The sequence below is a fragment of the Marinobacter salexigens genome (assembly GCF_018860765.1).
Taxonomy (GTDB): domain Bacteria; phylum Pseudomonadota; class Gammaproteobacteria; order Pseudomonadales; family Oleiphilaceae; genus Marinobacter; species Marinobacter salexigens_A.
The window spans coordinates 709,480-723,412 of sequence record NZ_JAHKPV010000021.1 but is presented as its reverse complement, the minus strand read 5'-3'; the positions used below and the strand labels follow the sequence as shown (position 1 = coordinate 723,412).

Below are 13,933 nucleotides of genomic sequence, written 5' to 3'. Positions count from 1 at the left end.
TAGCAAAACTGTCATCATCGCGGTCTAGGCTCGTCCTGAACATTTTGAGAGGCAGTTCACGTTATGAGTCTTACCGTCCGTCAGCGATTGCTGGTGTTTTCCGGATTTTGTTTGATTGCGCTTTCTGGTCTGGCATGGCTTTCGGTGTCAGTGGTAGGCGAAGCCCAGAAGGCAACAGATAGCCTCGTACGGGAACAAATGTCGGATGTTTGGCTGCTGACGGATCTTGATCGTAGCCATCGTCAACTCAAAGACCTTGCGTACAAAATAAAAGCTCAGCTTTTATTGTGGAATGAGATCAGCGAACAGTTCGAGGGAACTTCCGCCGCAATACAAGTGCAATGGCAGTCCGCGCTTGAGAACCCCCGTTTGCAGAACTGGGCAAAGGAGAACATGGGGGCACATCAGGTGGTTTTGGATCTTCTTGTAGCGCTGAACGAACCGATTGATCAAGCGAGCTACTATTCCGCCGGGAAAGTTGTCGATTTTCAGTTGCATCAGGCGCTTGATCCCATGCTTGCAGAAATTGATGCCCAGCGCTCGGCGGGCCGTCAGCAAGCTCATGCAGGGTCAGTATCCCTGATCGCATTCCTCGAACAGAAGCAGTACTTGTTGCTCGCAGGCTCGCTCTTCGTATTGCTGGGTGCCTTGCTTCTGACCTATTGGCTCCGCCGGACTGTGACTACCAGACTTCAGTTGATCGCGGAACGCCTCAGGATTATGGAGGCGACATCGGACCTTTCCACACCACTGCCGATTTCAGGACGCGATGAAGTAACGGCCGTTGCATTGGCAATCAATGGATTGATTGCCAAGTTCACGGTGTTTGTAAAGGAGGTCACCGACGCCGCTACTGCCTTGCAGCAGCGTTCTGCCAATCTGGATGCGCAGGCTGATGCAGTTCAGGCCTCATCACAGCATAATAACCGGCAAGTCCATGATGTAGTTTCATCGATGGGTGCCATTACTGAGAGCGCTAGCCAGATTGAAAGGTCGGCACAGTTTTCTCGCGCGCAGGTTACCGGTGCCGTCAAAGGCAATGATGATGTTCAGATTAAATTGCGGGAGAGTGAGCAGGCCGCTGAACATGCGGTCGAGGTAATCAATCGTGTGGCGGAAGCAATTGAGGCGCTTCGAGGCTCCAGCCAAAAAATCGAACAGGTCATCAGCGTGATTGCTGACATTGCCGAACAGACGAACTTGCTGGCTTTGAACGCAGCCATCGAGGCGGCTCGCGCTGGCGAGCAGGGGAGGGGCTTTGCTGTTGTTGCAGATGAAGTGCGAAATCTGTCTCGCCGAACGGGCGAATCTACCAGTCAGGTGCGTCAATGGGTTGGTGAGTTGGTTGCCCAGGTTGATGACGCTCATGGTCTACTAAGCGACACCCGGGAGGCGGGCAATTCCAATCGGGAAACTCTGGCATCGCTTAAAACTCATCTTGTGGCGCTCAATAAAACCTTTGACGACCTGAATCATTATACAAATGAGGTCGACGAAGCGATTGATGTTCAGCGTGATGAGATTGGTCGTGTGGGGCGGCGAGCGACTGCGCTGGGTGAAAGCGCTGAGTCACTTGAACACCATATTGGCAGTACAAAGACGGTTAGTGAGCAACTACGTGAACAGTCTGAATCACTAAGAGCTCTGATTTCTCGTTTCCAGATCCAAGGAGCCTAAGCCAGCATGACTTTGAACGGGCAGACCCAAGAGTTGCAGAGAATTATTGATCAGCAGCTAATCTCCACGTTGCTCCAACCAATTGTGGACTGTCAGGAAAGAAGTGTTCTCGGTTACGAGGTTCTTAGCCGGGGCCCTTCTGATAGCCCTCTTCACGCAGCGCCTGCGTTGTTTCAGGCCGGGGAGCAGTGCGATCAGGTTATTAGTTTGGAGCGAGCTTGCTTGAAACAAGCAGGGCACACATGTAATCGATACGGCGTCAGTCGCCTGATTTTTGTGAATATGTCGCCAGAACTGCTATTACCGAGTTCTTTTTCGGAAGATAGTTTACAGGCTCTTTTAACAATGAATGACCTTAAACCGGATCAAATTGTTATTGAGCTTTCTGAGCGCTATCCCGTAGACAATTCAGAGGTACTCAAGGCCCGGCTCATTGCCTTGAAGAAGACCGGGTTCCGAGTCGCGATAGACGATTTGGGTACCGGCTATTCAGGGCTGAAACGTTGGTCTGAAATTCAGCCAGACTTTGTCAAAATTGATCGGCACTTCATTCGCGATGTTGATAGGGACTTGGTAAAGAAAGAGTTTGTTCGGTCGGTAATTAATCTGTGTGAGCGCTTGGGATGCCGGTTGATTGCAGAAGGCGTTGAAACTCTAGCTGAATTGACATTACTTCGATCAATGGGCATTCACCTGATCCAGGGATTCTTATTCGGGCGCCCCAACCCTTTTCCTGCAGCTGATTTGTCTGCATTAGGTGACTCAATGCCCGTAAGCGGAGATCCTTTGGCTGCCGGTGCAGGGTATTTGGGGCGGTATATTGCACCCCTTTCGCCCAATACTTCACTCGGACATGCCTGGCAAATTCTGCAGTCGTCGCCTTCAATATTTGCGTTGCCCGTCGTGGAAAACGATAGGCCTCTCGGTCTGCTCCATAAGTGGTGTGTAATGGAGGTGTTTAGCTCTAAATACGGGCGCTCTCTCAATCAGGCAAAGCCGGTAGACAGTCTGACCGCTCGCGACGCGCTTGTAGTAGAGCATGATGAACCTCTGGAGGGCGTCAGTCAGTCGCTTTTGGAGGATGATCTTTACTATCTCAAGCAGCATTTTATTGTGACCAGAGATGGTCGATACATGGGTCTGGGTTCAACGCGTTCTCTACTTCGCACGATGACCCAGCGCCGGGTTGAGCAGGCCAAGCATGCCAACCCCCTTAGCCAGTTGCCGGGAAATGTTCCTGTTCAACGGGAAGCCATGCGCAGGCTTCAGCAAAACGAAGCTTTTACCTGCATTTACTTCGACATTGATCACTTCAAACCATTCAATGATGTGATGGGGTATAGCGAGGGTGATGAGGTTATTCTCTCCCTAGCACGACAGTTATGCGCAGTTTTTGACGGAGATACAGACTGGGTCGGTCACATTGGAGGGGATGATTTTGTGGTGTATAGCAGCAAACTTGAACTCCAAAATCGCTGCGAGCAAGTACAAAAACTTTTTAAGCTTGAGACCCTATCGCGTTACCCCGAAGCACTGCGCAAGGCCCGCTCCATGACTGCAGAGGATCGTGATGGAAAACTAAAGCGTTTTCCTCTCGTCGCGCTTTCCGCAGGGATCGTAGTGGCAGGGAGTCGATCATTTGGCTCTGCTGCAGATTTGGCTGCTACTGCAGCGGATGCCAAGGCCAAAGCAAAAAAATCAACCGACGGAATTCATATTGTCAGAGGTGAGTGCGTTGCAGAAGGGTCAGTGCCAGCTCAGGTGATTGTTTTCAATGCAGGGTCACCCTTGTAGCTCTGTCATCCGATTTGAGAAATCCTGTATTCGGGACGGGTGAGGGATATAGTAAAAAACCGGACGAAGTCCGGCTTTTTAACTATATCTGAAGCAAGTGGCACCCAGAGATGCTCTTAAACTATCAGATAAAGGCTTAGAATTTCACACGCATACCTGCAAGAAAACCCATGTCAGCATTGTCTTTGTCGGTATCAGCAACTTCTGCGAAAACGCTGACATTTTTTTGCGTTGGGAATTTATAAGTAACGTTGGCGTACCAGGCCGTAACGTCGTCGCTTCCGTCTGGTTCCTGATTCTGCATACCAATGGCTACGCCAGTGGTGCTTGCCACATCGAAGGTTGCCGCTACGTTGTAAAGGGTTGTCTCTTGGTCTGTGTTGCCATCATCGGTAACACTGTAATCTGCCGCAAGCCCGAAAATACCAAAATCATAGCCAGCGCTCAGCCCCCAAGTGTCCAGAGACTCGCCCGCAAGAGGAGAGTGCTGTTGGTACGCGGCTGCTAGCGTAAGACCTGTAATTTCGGTGGATACAAACAAGTCAATGAACTCGCCCGCAATAGCAGTGCTGCCCGTTTTGTCTTTTGCTTCCAACTCATAGCTTGCCGCGATGTAGACATTGTCTAGCTCAATATCAACACGGAGTGTGTCGTCACCATCGGTGCCAACGGCAGCAAATTGATCGTCCTCTAGGGGTACTTCATAAGCTTCTTCGACACCGAATTCATCTGAGGCGAAGTTTTGTTTACCGAAGGAGAAAGAGGTGGCGCCATACTGAATACCAAGGTACGCCTCTTCGATCGGTTTGTTTACGTCTTTGCCATTAGCATGATCCTTGAGATCGAAGTCCAAACGGCCGAAAGCCTTCATGTCGTTGTTAAGGTCGTAACTAACGTAGTTTTTCAGTTCCAGATCATCAAAATCGACATACTCACTGGTGTCGTTGCCAGTTTTCTTTCGCAGCTGAACCTGAAAGTCACCGTTTAGCTTGTAAACAAATCCGTCTTTCTCGTAGATGGTAGCTGCGTTAACAGATCCTGCGGCCATAGTGGATACAGCAACAGCCAAAAATAGCTTTTTCATTTATCTTAACTCCACGATCTATTAGTTTGATGAACATTAATTGCTGGAACTAATCCAGGTTTTCTACACGTGCAGAGCACCGCAGATGCTGGGTAGAAAAAAACCGGGGCAAAGCCCCGGTATAAATGTTTTCTCTCGCAAAACCCAACATGAATCCAAAGCCTCCCTGAAAACGATACTGGCAAGATTTTTTGCTAGTAGGGTTCTCTGTGGCAGTCAACCTGATAGCTGCCACAAGCTTTGTAGAGCCAGCTTACGAAGCACTTGTTTCAAAGCAGTTACATATTAGTGACGTTTCGATGGTCAAAGGCTTGATCACGCATTCACTCGGCCGATCTATAATCAAAGGAGAATGGATGCCAGAAACCGTATGGAAAGTTTAGGGGCTAAGGATAGGTTGGTGCTTGCTTCAGAGGGAGGCTCATGCTCGGAGGGGGGTTAAATTTCCGGGGCAATGAAATCTGGAACTATCTCAGATGCCGCTATGCAGGCATTCACATCCAAACCTTTAAGCGCGCCATGGGCGGTTACCAGCATTGTGCGTATGCCAGCGTTGCGCCCCCCGAGGATATCTGTGTGCAGAGTGTCCCCCACCATCAGCAATCTGGAAGCTGGTATTTGAGATAGCCTGCTTTTAGCTGCGCTAAAGGCATTGCTGAAGGGTTTCCCGAAAAAAACAGTGTCGACGTCGGCGGCGTCCATTAGGTGGTGGGCATAGTACCCCGGTTCCAGAGACATGCCGTTCTCACGGGGGGCTACCAGATCGGGATTTGCCACCCAGACTGGTCGAGGCCGGTGGTGAAGGCTGTCGATCAGGCCTTGCTGCAGCTCGTCGGTCCAGCGCTGGGCGCTTAACATTAATATGGCATCGGCGCTATGGAGTCTTTCGCGATTGGCTTTTACCTTTAGGTCGCCAATGATAAAACCGCGGCAGGGCAATTGGTCGGCGTGGGCTGATGTAGGCGCCATAATGGCCCATGTGCGTTCCGGTTCGGATGCCAGAGCAGCGTTCACCAGCATGCGACTGGAAATTAATTGCTCTGGTGTGATTGGAAAGCCGAGGTTGCGATATTTCCGCACCAGCTCCTGTTGGGGAACTGAGGCGGCATTGGAAAGCACCAAGCAGTGCTTTCCCATCGACTGCAAATCGTGGAACCGTGCGACTGCGGTGGGTAAGGCACAATTGCCTGCATTGAGCACGCCGAAGGCATCGAAAATAAAGCCGTCGAAACGGTCGCAAATAGCCCCCAAAGATGGCACTTGCTGTGGTTTAACAGGTTCTGGATGCAGCTCTGGAAGCCGACAGCGAATGCGCTGATAAGCCTCAAAGGCCCAACGCGGTGAAGGTTTCATAGGCTATTCCTCTCGGCGATAGTACCGTGTTGAAGCAAGGCCCGCAGAAAATTTTCAGATACCCATTCTGCATCGACCACCATGTATGGAGTCAATTTGGGCCCACTTGGATTTAACCGGGGACAGTTGGTAATCAATTCGCTCGTCGTGCGCAATAGCTTTCCGGTGTGGTGTATAGAGTCTAGATGCATTTGTCTAATCAAGAATGGCTTCCAAGTAGCAATATTTATTATTATCATTGGCGACGTTGTTCAAATGGTTAGATCGCCGAAAGGCGCCCCCTTACTCACTCCACTTATTGTTACTGGAACTGCGATGAAAGTGGAAGCGCCAATTATTGAAACACCTCGTCCGGCCTCCGTTGTTACTCGCGATGAGTTAGGAGAGCGCAATGTGCGGTCCCTTGATGAAAGCTTCCATGATCCGGCGGCATTATGTACCTGATGAACAACGGTATTTCACCTTACATCAGCTATACCGAGTCGTTTCAGCCCATAGTCGGTACCGACGCTAATGGGGCCTTGTATAAGCCCCGGGAAGGTAAGCAGCTGGAGGCAGGAATCAAGTATGCGCCGGACAGCATTGATGGCTACTTGAACGCCTCGGTGTACCAGATTGAAGAAAAAAACTCGCTGGTGACCAATGGTGCTTTTCAGGTACAAGAAGGCGAACGCAACACTGACGGTTTTGAGCTGGAAGGGGTTGCCTATCTGACTAGCAGCTTTCAGGTGACAGCGGCGTATACCTACAGTGACTCCACTACTCAAAACCGGGCCATTGGAGCTGATACGGTTCGGGCTACTTTGGTCCCCCGCCATATGGCTTCGGCTTGGTTCGACTATGTATTTTCACAAGCCGTTCCAGGTTTGAAGTTTGGAGCAGGGGTGCGCTTTGTTGGTGAAACCAAGGACGAAACCTATGGCTATGAGGTTCCCTCGTACAGTGTCGTTGATGCCATGGCCAGTTATGACTTTGCACAGAGTTGGCGCGTTCAGCTTAACGTTAACAATCTGGCTGATAAGGAGTATGTCGCAAGCTGTGATTACTGGTGTTATTACGGCGAGGCGAGACGCGTCACTGCTAGCTTGAACTATCGATGGTAAGGCCGTTCGTGATTTTCTTCTTTCTCGCATTGATGTCGCTGAGCGTCGAAGCTGCGACATCCGGCACTTCGCAGCCGATGGGTGATTATCCCCGAGTGGCCACTGTTGACTGGACGTTGGTGGAGACTCTTATGTCGTTAGGGGTTGTGCCTGTGGCCTCAGCCCAAATTAAGGACTATCAAGCATGGGTTGCGGAGCCCGCACTCCCTGAAAGCGTGGTAGATATAGGTTTGCGAGGCCAGCCCAACCGAGAATTAGCAGCTTCGCTGAATCTCGATCTAATCCTGATATCTCCGTTATTCAGCGCCATTGAACCAACCCTGTCACAAATAGCTCCCGTTCAGACACTGACTACATACAATCCCGAGAACAACTTTTGGCAGAACCTCGTCGATACCACGCGGCAGGTCGGTAAGCTTACCAATCGCTCAGCAGAAGCGGAGGCAGTTATAGACCATCACCGCTTGCGAATTAGTCGGCTGAAAAAACACATTACTGAGGGTACTCCTTCACTGTTGGTCGTTCAGTTTATTGATGACCGTCATGTGAGGGCATACGGCAAAGGGAGCTTGTACGACATGGTGATCAATCGACTCGGGTTACAAAATGCCTGGAAAGGTCAAACAAATATGTGGGGCTACACCACGGTAGGCATAGAGAAGCTGACTACTCAAGGCTATCTGGTGATTGTTGACCCGATTCCCATGAGTGCAGAGGGGGTGTTCGAAGATAACAAGCTTTGGCAAGCGTTACCGGCTGTTCGCAGTGACCGAGTTCTATCGATGCCCGCCGTTTGGAGTTTTGGGGCACTGCCTTCAGCAGTCCGCTTTGCTGAAGAGCTATATCAGGCACTTTCTGAACAGCGCGCCATCGAGTCCGATTCGAGCACCTTATGATCCAATTGAATCGGTGGGTTTCGCCCGCCTATGTCTGTTTGCCTCTGGCGATCATCAGCATTGTTATTACTTTTAACTTGATACAAAGCACACTGCCAGATCTGAGCTACCGCAGTTTTAATTTTTCTGTCGAATTTTCCACTTCTGAAGCCACAGAGATGTCTAAAGCTGTGATCCAGTTTAGCGTGCTGCCTAGGATCACCATCGCGTTGTTGGTTGGTGCTGCGCTTGGCCTGGCTGGTGTTTTGATGCAGCAGGTATTACGCAATCCTATCGCATCGCCAACGACACTGGGTGTTGCCAGCGGAGCGCAACTTGGCCTTTTGCTGGCCACATTGTTTGCGCCCGGTCTCTTAGCTTTCGGTAGTGAGTGGGTGGCATTGGCCGGGGGCGCTATCTCATTGCTGCTTGTGCTTTCGTTATCTTGGCATCGCGGGTTAGCGCCCGTTGCTGTGGTTTTGGCTGGGTTGGTAGTCAATCTATACATTGGTGCGCTGAGCACTGTACTGATTCTTTTTCATCAGGAAGAGTTTCGTGGCTTGATGATATGGGCAGCTGGCTCCCTTGCTCAGAATAGTTGGAGCGATACTCTGCATTTGTTGCCACGTTTGGTGATAGCGGTGATCTTAGCGGGATTAATAGCGCGGCCTCTGAGCTTGTTGGAGTTGGACGAGTCCGGGGCCCGTAGTCTCGGTATTTCTGTTCGAAAGCTCCGGCTAGTGGGCTTGGGTTTGTCTGTTTTTATTACAGCGTCTGCAGTTAGTTTGGTGGGCATCGTAGGCTTTGTGGGATTGGCAGCGCCAGTGATCGTCAAACTGATGGGGGCGCGTAGCTTGGCACAGCGGCTGCTTTGGGCTCCTGTTTTTGGCGGGCTGCTACTCCTCACCACGGATCTTTTTTTGTTGCAGTATTCAGCGCAGTTGCCTTCGATGGTTCCAACCGGTGCCATGACCGGGCTATTAGGCGCACCATTATTGCTTTGGCTTATTCCGCGCTTAGCCCTGAAAGGTTCCGCGCCAAACACCTCTACAATGCCTTTTCAGCTAACCAGTAAGCCCAACCCACGAATGTTTGCTTGGTTTCTGGCTCTACTGCTCATTTCATCGATTGTGGCGTTGTTCGTTACTCGGTCTGCTGCAGGTTGGGTGTTGACTGACACTGGGCAATGGGAGGCCATTGCCAATTGGCGGCTTCCGCGTGTGCTTGCTGCTGCCGGTGCTGGCATTTTGCTGGCTTTGGCGGGTGCTACGATTCAACGAATGACAGCCAACCCGATGGCCAGCCCGGAGGTGTTAGGGATCAGTTCTGGTACAGCTGTTGGGTTGATTTTAACTATCTATTTTTCCTCAAACATTACTGTGCCGCTGCTTATCGTGTCCGGCGCAGCAAGTGCCTTCATAACGCTTGCCGTTTTGATTTTCTTGAATCGCCGAACTGGGTTTCAATCTGAACGCCTGCTTCTCACTGGAATAGCGATAGCGGCTTTGTTCGAACCGTTGAGGAGTATTTTTCTTGCGAACGGTGATCCGCGAATACAACAAGTCGTCGCGTGGATGTCAGGCTCAACTTACTACGTCGATTTTTCATCAGGCTTGAGCGCCTTCCTGCTCGCTGTCGTGATGGTGTCGTTAACGCCACTGGTTGCCCGGTGGCTGGACTTATTACCACTAGGTCGCAACGTTGCTTTGGGTTTGGGGCTGAGTGTCGATAAGGTTCGGCTTGTACTGCTGGTGCTGGTGGCGATATTGACTGCACTTGCAACCTTGATTGTCGGCCCCTTGAGTTTCGCGGGCCTACTAGCGCCCCATGTCGCCCGAATGCTGGGCCTTTCTAAGGCGTTACCCCACCTTATAGGTTCAGCAATTGTAGGCGCTTTACTGATGATAAGTGCGGACTGGCTGGGACGTCAGGTGTTATTCCCTCAGGAGATCCCAGCCGGCCTAATAGCCTCACTTCTTGGAGGCAGCTATTTCATATGGGGGCTTAGAAGGTATTAGAAGGAGTAAGCGACGGACGCCTCCACCGTTCTTTCCTCTCCAAACCAACAGTTAGTGCTGTCGAAGCAGCTGTAGTAGCGTTCGTTGGTGAGGTTATTGATAGACACACCAACCTCTGTACCTTTCAAAGTGTGTGCTAACTGGCCCACGTCATAACGCAGAGCGATGTCCAGAAGGGTGGCGTCAGGAACCTTGCCTGCGTTGGTGCTCGCGTCGTATTCAGCCTCGCCGATATAGCGCGCACCGATGCCTGCAATTAAGCCATTTAAGGCTCCTTGGTCAAAGCGATAGTCGGCCCAGCCGGACAGCAGGTGTTTGGGAATCCAAACCGGTGTTTTGCCTTCCAAACCAGTGTTGTCTTTAGTGACCTCTGCGTCTTGGAATGTGTAGCTCAGCGTGAGAAGCAAGTTATCCAAAGGCTGGGTCAGGGTTTCCAGCTCTACGCCTTGCGAGCGCACAGCACCTGCCTGAATCTTGTCATAGGGGCCGCCAGCGGGATCACGGGTTGGTACGTTGTCTTTGGTGACTTGGTAGAACGCCAGATTGGCATTGGTGCGTTGGTCTGGTGACTGATACTTCACGCCCAGCTCCCATTGGTCGCCGGTGGAAACATCAAATTCATTGCCGTTTCGATCCCGTCCAGTCTGTGGTTCGAAGCTCTCAGCGTAGTTGAGGTAAGGTGAGAGACCGTTATCGGCTTGGTACATGATTCCAGCACGTGCTGAGATGTTATTCTGTTCAAGTTTTGCATCGACGGCTGTGCCGTACTGCTTTCCGTTTTCCGTACCCGTGAAATCATCCCATCGTACGCCGCCTATCAGCACAACTCGGTCGATTCTGACCTGATCTTGTAGGTATACGCCTAGCTGTTTTTTATCAATCGTGAAGTCAGATGAATACGGCGTGTTTGTAATGTTGATGGTTGAGCGTGAAATTTGCTGGTGGTTTGGATTGAAAAGGTCAATAGAGGGAGCGCCACTTCCACCGGCCGTATCCTCATAAATAACATCTGATTTCAGGCTTAGGTAGTCAAACCCGACCAGCAGATTGTGCTCGACAGCGCCGATTTGAAAGCGCCCCGAAACTTGATTGTCAATCGTGAAGCCAGTGGTTGCTTCGTCTGTCAGGTAAGCTTCCCGCGAGAGGGTTCGCCCGTCAGCGGCCAATCCGGTGCCATAAGTGTTGGTTTGAAACGTGCTGGCATCGGTGTAGCGAAAATTCTGAAGAAAATTCCAGTTGTTATTGATGTTGTGGTTAATTTTATAGCCTGCGAGAAGAACCTCTTTGTTAAACTGATTCCAGTTGGAGTCACCAGAGAACGCATCGGTATCCAGCTCACCATTTTGATTCGGTAGAAAGAGACCGGATGCCGGAAGGGATGTGTAAATGCCCATCTCAGGGTCTTTCTGATAATACAGGTTAAAATTCACCAGAGTTTTATCGCTAATCTGCCAATCTAGGGAGGGCGCTACCATGTAACGTTCTTCTTCCGCAGTTGCCGCTTGTCCGTCTCGGGTGCGGGCAAGCCCGACTAGGCTGTAGGACAGATCCGAGTCTCCCAGTTGGCCGTTACTTTCAACCGATGCTTCATTCAAATTGCGCGATCCTGTGGCCAATTCAATTGTATTGGATGAACCGGCGGTCGGTTTTTTGCTGATTAGATTAACCATGCCCCCTGGCGGCATGGAGCCATACAGAGTTGAGGTAGGCCCACGAAAAACTTCTACTTGCTCAACAGCTAACAAATCGATTTGCGGTTGAAGGTTCCAGTCGTTGTAGAGCAGTTGCATGCCATCGTAATAGTTTTGGTAATTAATAAATCCACGAATGCTGAACAGGTCAAGACGGCCGACAGCTCCCCCTCGCAGCTCTGTGTTGACGCCCGGCGAGTAGCGAAGTGCGGCTGCGACAGAGTCTGCATCGCGCATGTCCAGCGTTTGCTGATCCAGTATCGAGATACTTTGAGGAGTCTCTTCAGGCCGCAATGACGTTTTGGTGGCGGTGCTGCGATAGGTATCTCCGTAAACCGCCAACTCGTCCAGTTCCATAACCTCGTTTGCAAGAACGATTGTACTGCTACCAGCACTCGCCGTAATGGCCAGTATCGAGGAAGCCAGCAAGGATTTTTTCATGGTTAAGCCCCGTAATATTCAGAATCAGGCAGGATTGTCTGCCACCAATATAATGCGAATCATTATCATTATATTTGGTTGTGAGGGCGATACTTAACAGTTTGGTGCATCCCATGAAATCATTGGCCTGCAGAGCTTTACCGGTATCCAATACTCCATAGACACCTCTGGTGCCGAAGGTGTCAGGCCGGGCGGGTATATTTCAAGATCGTAGGCGTGAAGTGCTTCGCAACCGGAGTTTGGTAGCCAAGCCTGAAAGAACCATTTGAGAACATCTGGCAAAGAGAGCAGTGGGCCATGAAATGCAATCACAACGTAATTTCGACTCGGCACTGTGATGCAGTTTAGCGTGCCTATTTTTGTCGGTTCTTGAACTTCAGTTCCAGCAAGGTAGGTGAAGGTTGTACCTGAGCCTCCGCCAACATCTATTACGCCAATTCTGGAGTGTTCAGAACTTGGGCAGCTGGCGGAGCTGAACTGTTGCCATAAACGGGGGAGCTTCTCATGGAAGTCAGGGGCGGCTGAAAATAGGCCGTTCACTTGGGCCGCAACACCTGCCACGGTGAACGTTGGCCGGTAATCAAGCCGAATATCAGGAACTCGCGAGCGTAGTGATTCTGAAGGCAGCAGGTCTGGGTGGCAAGACATCGGTGCTTTCAATAAGCAGGGCAGTCCGCGCTGGCGGTATTTGATAGGTGCGCAGCCAAAGTGCTGCTTGAAGCTCCGGCTGAAACTAATATCACAGCTGAAGCCGCAGGCCAGTGCAATGTCGATCATGCGCTGACTGGTAAATAGCAGCATCTCGGCAGCTTGACTAAGGCGTAGTTCTCGCACGTAGCGGCCCAATGATAGGCCTGTTTGGTGGGTGAATATCCGATTGAATTGCCAGCGGGATAGGCCGCAGCGCTGCGCCAGAGCAGGCACGGCTAATGGCTTATCCAGATTAAGGTGGACATGGTCGAGTACTTGCTGAATTTTATGTAGCTGTATCCGCCGATTGCTCTCCATTTAACCTCATTCTTTTCAGGCCAAAACCATTTGTGGACGTGGGGTTTAGTTTAAGTGATTTCGGCTGGTTTAGCAGGATGAACGCGACGGATATTAACCAGTATGGGGCTGCCTGAAACGGGGTCGTGCATCAAATCACATGCAACACCGTATAACTCTGCAATCAGGTTGGTGGTGATAACTTTTGATGGCGTACCTTCTGTGACGATTTCTCCGTGGCACATGGCAATGATGTGATCCGCATATCGGCAGGCGCTGACAAGATCATGAACCACCATGGCGATGGTCTTACCTTGGCTGGCGAGGGCGCGGATTAGTTCAAAGACCTCAATCTGATGCCCCAGATCTAGAGCAGAGGTGGGTTCATCAAGCAGCAGTAATTGGGTTTCCTGAGCAATGCTCATAGCAATCCATGCTCGTTGCCTTTGACCGCCGGAAAGGGTGTCTAGCGGGCGATTGGCCAAATCACCTACGTCGGCTGCCCTGAGTGCCTTCCTGACAGCACGTTCATCGTCTTCAGACCACTGGCTCAGCCAACTCTGGTGCGGGTGTCTGCCAAACCGGATTAGGTCGGTTACCGTAAGCCCTTCCGGCGCGCTGTTGTCTTGTGGCAGCAGCGCGAGTTTCCGCGCAACGTCCCGTGCCGGCAGGGTGTGAATATCAGCACCATCAAGAACGATGGTACCTTGCCGGGGTTTGTGAATTCGTGCAAGTCCGTTTAACAAAGTGGATTTTCCGCAACCGTTCGGGCCCACGATAGCCGTTACCTCGCCGGTGCGTAGCTCGATATCTAAATGTGGGATTATGGTATGCGGGCCATGAGACATCATTAGGCTTTGAGCAGCCAAAGGAGCGCGTGGGCTGTTTATTTTAGACATGGTCATAAACT

10 protein-coding genes are annotated in these 13,933 nt (G+C 51.0%); 5 read left to right on the top strand and 5 right to left on the bottom strand.

Annotated features, from left to right (window positions below):
• Positions 1-63 precede the first annotated feature (63 nt).
• Both KO508_RS16850 and KO508_RS16845 read left to right on the top strand, forming a co-directional pair.
• Positions 64-1,677, top strand: coding sequence for a methyl-accepting chemotaxis protein (locus tag KO508_RS16850; protein WP_216009434.1), 1,614 nt, complete (start codon positions 64-66; stop codon positions 1,675-1,677).
• A 6-nt stretch (positions 1,678-1,683) separates the two neighbouring features.
• A complete protein-coding gene (locus KO508_RS16845; RefSeq protein WP_216009433.1) occupies positions 1,684-3,471 on the top strand; it encodes a bifunctional diguanylate cyclase/phosphodiesterase in 1,788 nt (595 codons plus the stop codon).
• Between the two features lie 136 nt (positions 3,472-3,607).
• Here KO508_RS16845 and KO508_RS16840 read toward each other — a convergent pair whose 3' ends face one another.
• A complete protein-coding gene (locus KO508_RS16840; protein WP_216009432.1) occupies positions 3,608-4,555 on the bottom strand; it encodes a porin in 948 nt (315 codons plus the stop codon).
• A gap of 438 nt (positions 4,556-4,993) precedes the next feature.
• Complete coding sequence (locus KO508_RS16835; protein ID WP_216009431.1) at positions 4,994-5,908, bottom strand: HAD-IIA family hydrolase; 915 nt, start codon at positions 5,906-5,908, stop codon at positions 4,994-4,996.
• A gap of 434 nt (positions 5,909-6,342) precedes the next feature.
• Here KO508_RS16835 and KO508_RS16830 point away from each other — a divergent pair, with 434 nt between their 5' ends.
• From KO508_RS16830 to fhuB, 3 genes are read left to right on the top strand one after another with little or no spacing between them, the layout of a single operon-like run.
• The gene (locus KO508_RS16830; protein ID WP_216009430.1) at positions 6,343-7,011 is read left to right on the top strand and encodes a TonB-dependent siderophore receptor; all 669 of its coding nucleotides are present in this window, start codon (positions 6,343-6,345) and stop codon (positions 7,009-7,011) included.
• Complete coding sequence (locus KO508_RS16825) at positions 7,005-7,907, top strand: iron-siderophore ABC transporter substrate-binding protein (RefSeq protein ID WP_216009429.1); 903 nt, start codon at positions 7,005-7,007, stop codon at positions 7,905-7,907. Before KO508_RS16830 ends, KO508_RS16825 begins: the two co-directional genes overlap by 7 nt.
• Positions 7,904-9,904 carry a Fe(3+)-hydroxamate ABC transporter permease FhuB gene (fhuB, locus tag KO508_RS16820; protein ID WP_216009428.1) on the top strand — a complete coding sequence of 667 codons (2,001 nt, stop codon included), beginning with the start codon at positions 7,904-7,906 and terminating at the stop codon, positions 9,902-9,904. The genes KO508_RS16825 and fhuB overlap by 4 nt, the downstream gene beginning before the upstream one ends.
• On the opposite strand, the gene KO508_RS16815 is transcribed toward fhuB, so the two are convergent.
• From KO508_RS16815 to KO508_RS16805, 3 genes are all read right to left on the bottom strand, one after another.
• Positions 9,901-12,036: a TonB-dependent siderophore receptor gene (locus tag KO508_RS16815; RefSeq protein WP_216009427.1), complete on the bottom strand. Its 2,136-nt coding sequence runs from the start codon at positions 12,034-12,036 to the stop codon at positions 9,901-9,903. The two genes, fhuB and KO508_RS16815, sit on opposite strands and share 4 nt — an antisense overlap.
• Before the next feature lie 93 nt (positions 12,037-12,129).
• A complete protein-coding gene (locus KO508_RS16810) occupies positions 12,130-13,044 on the bottom strand; it encodes an AraC family transcriptional regulator (RefSeq protein ID WP_216009426.1) in 915 nt (304 codons plus the stop codon).
• 50 nt (positions 13,045-13,094) lie between these two features.
• The gene (locus KO508_RS16805) at positions 13,095-13,928 is read right to left on the bottom strand and encodes an ABC transporter ATP-binding protein (RefSeq protein ID WP_252738170.1); all 834 of its coding nucleotides are present in this window, start codon (positions 13,926-13,928) and stop codon (positions 13,095-13,097) included.
• Positions 13,929-13,933: the final 5 nt, after the last annotated feature.

Bases quoted from the DNA above. Each gene is read 5' to 3' on its own strand.
- KO508_RS16850 (WP_216009434.1), top strand. From the start codon at position 64: ATGAGTCTTACCGTCCGTCAGCGATTGCTGGTGTTTTCCGGATTTTGT.
- KO508_RS16845 (WP_216009433.1), top strand. From the start codon at position 1,684: ATGACTTTGAACGGGCAGACCCAAGAGTTGCAGAGAATTATTGATCAG.
- KO508_RS16840 (WP_216009432.1), bottom strand. From the start codon at position 4,555: ATGAAAAAGCTATTTTTGGCTGTTGCTGTATCCACTATGGCCGCAGGA.
- KO508_RS16835 (WP_216009431.1), bottom strand. From the start codon at position 5,908: ATGAAACCTTCACCGCGTTGGGCCTTTGAGGCTTATCAGCGCATTCGC.
- KO508_RS16830 (WP_216009430.1), top strand. From the start codon at position 6,343: ATGTACCTGATGAACAACGGTATTTCACCTTACATCAGCTATACCGAG.
- KO508_RS16825 (WP_216009429.1), top strand. From the start codon at position 7,005: ATGGTAAGGCCGTTCGTGATTTTCTTCTTTCTCGCATTGATGTCGCTG.
- fhuB (WP_216009428.1), top strand. From the start codon at position 7,904: ATGATCCAATTGAATCGGTGGGTTTCGCCCGCCTATGTCTGTTTGCCT.
- KO508_RS16815 (WP_216009427.1), bottom strand. From the start codon at position 12,036: ATGAAAAAATCCTTGCTGGCTTCCTCGATACTGGCCATTACGGCGAGT.
- KO508_RS16810 (WP_216009426.1), bottom strand. From the start codon at position 13,044: ATGGAGAGCAATCGGCGGATACAGCTACATAAAATTCAGCAAGTACTC.
- KO508_RS16805 (WP_252738170.1), bottom strand. From the start codon at position 13,928: ATGACCATGTCTAAAATAAACAGCCCACGCGCTCCTTTGGCTGCTCAA.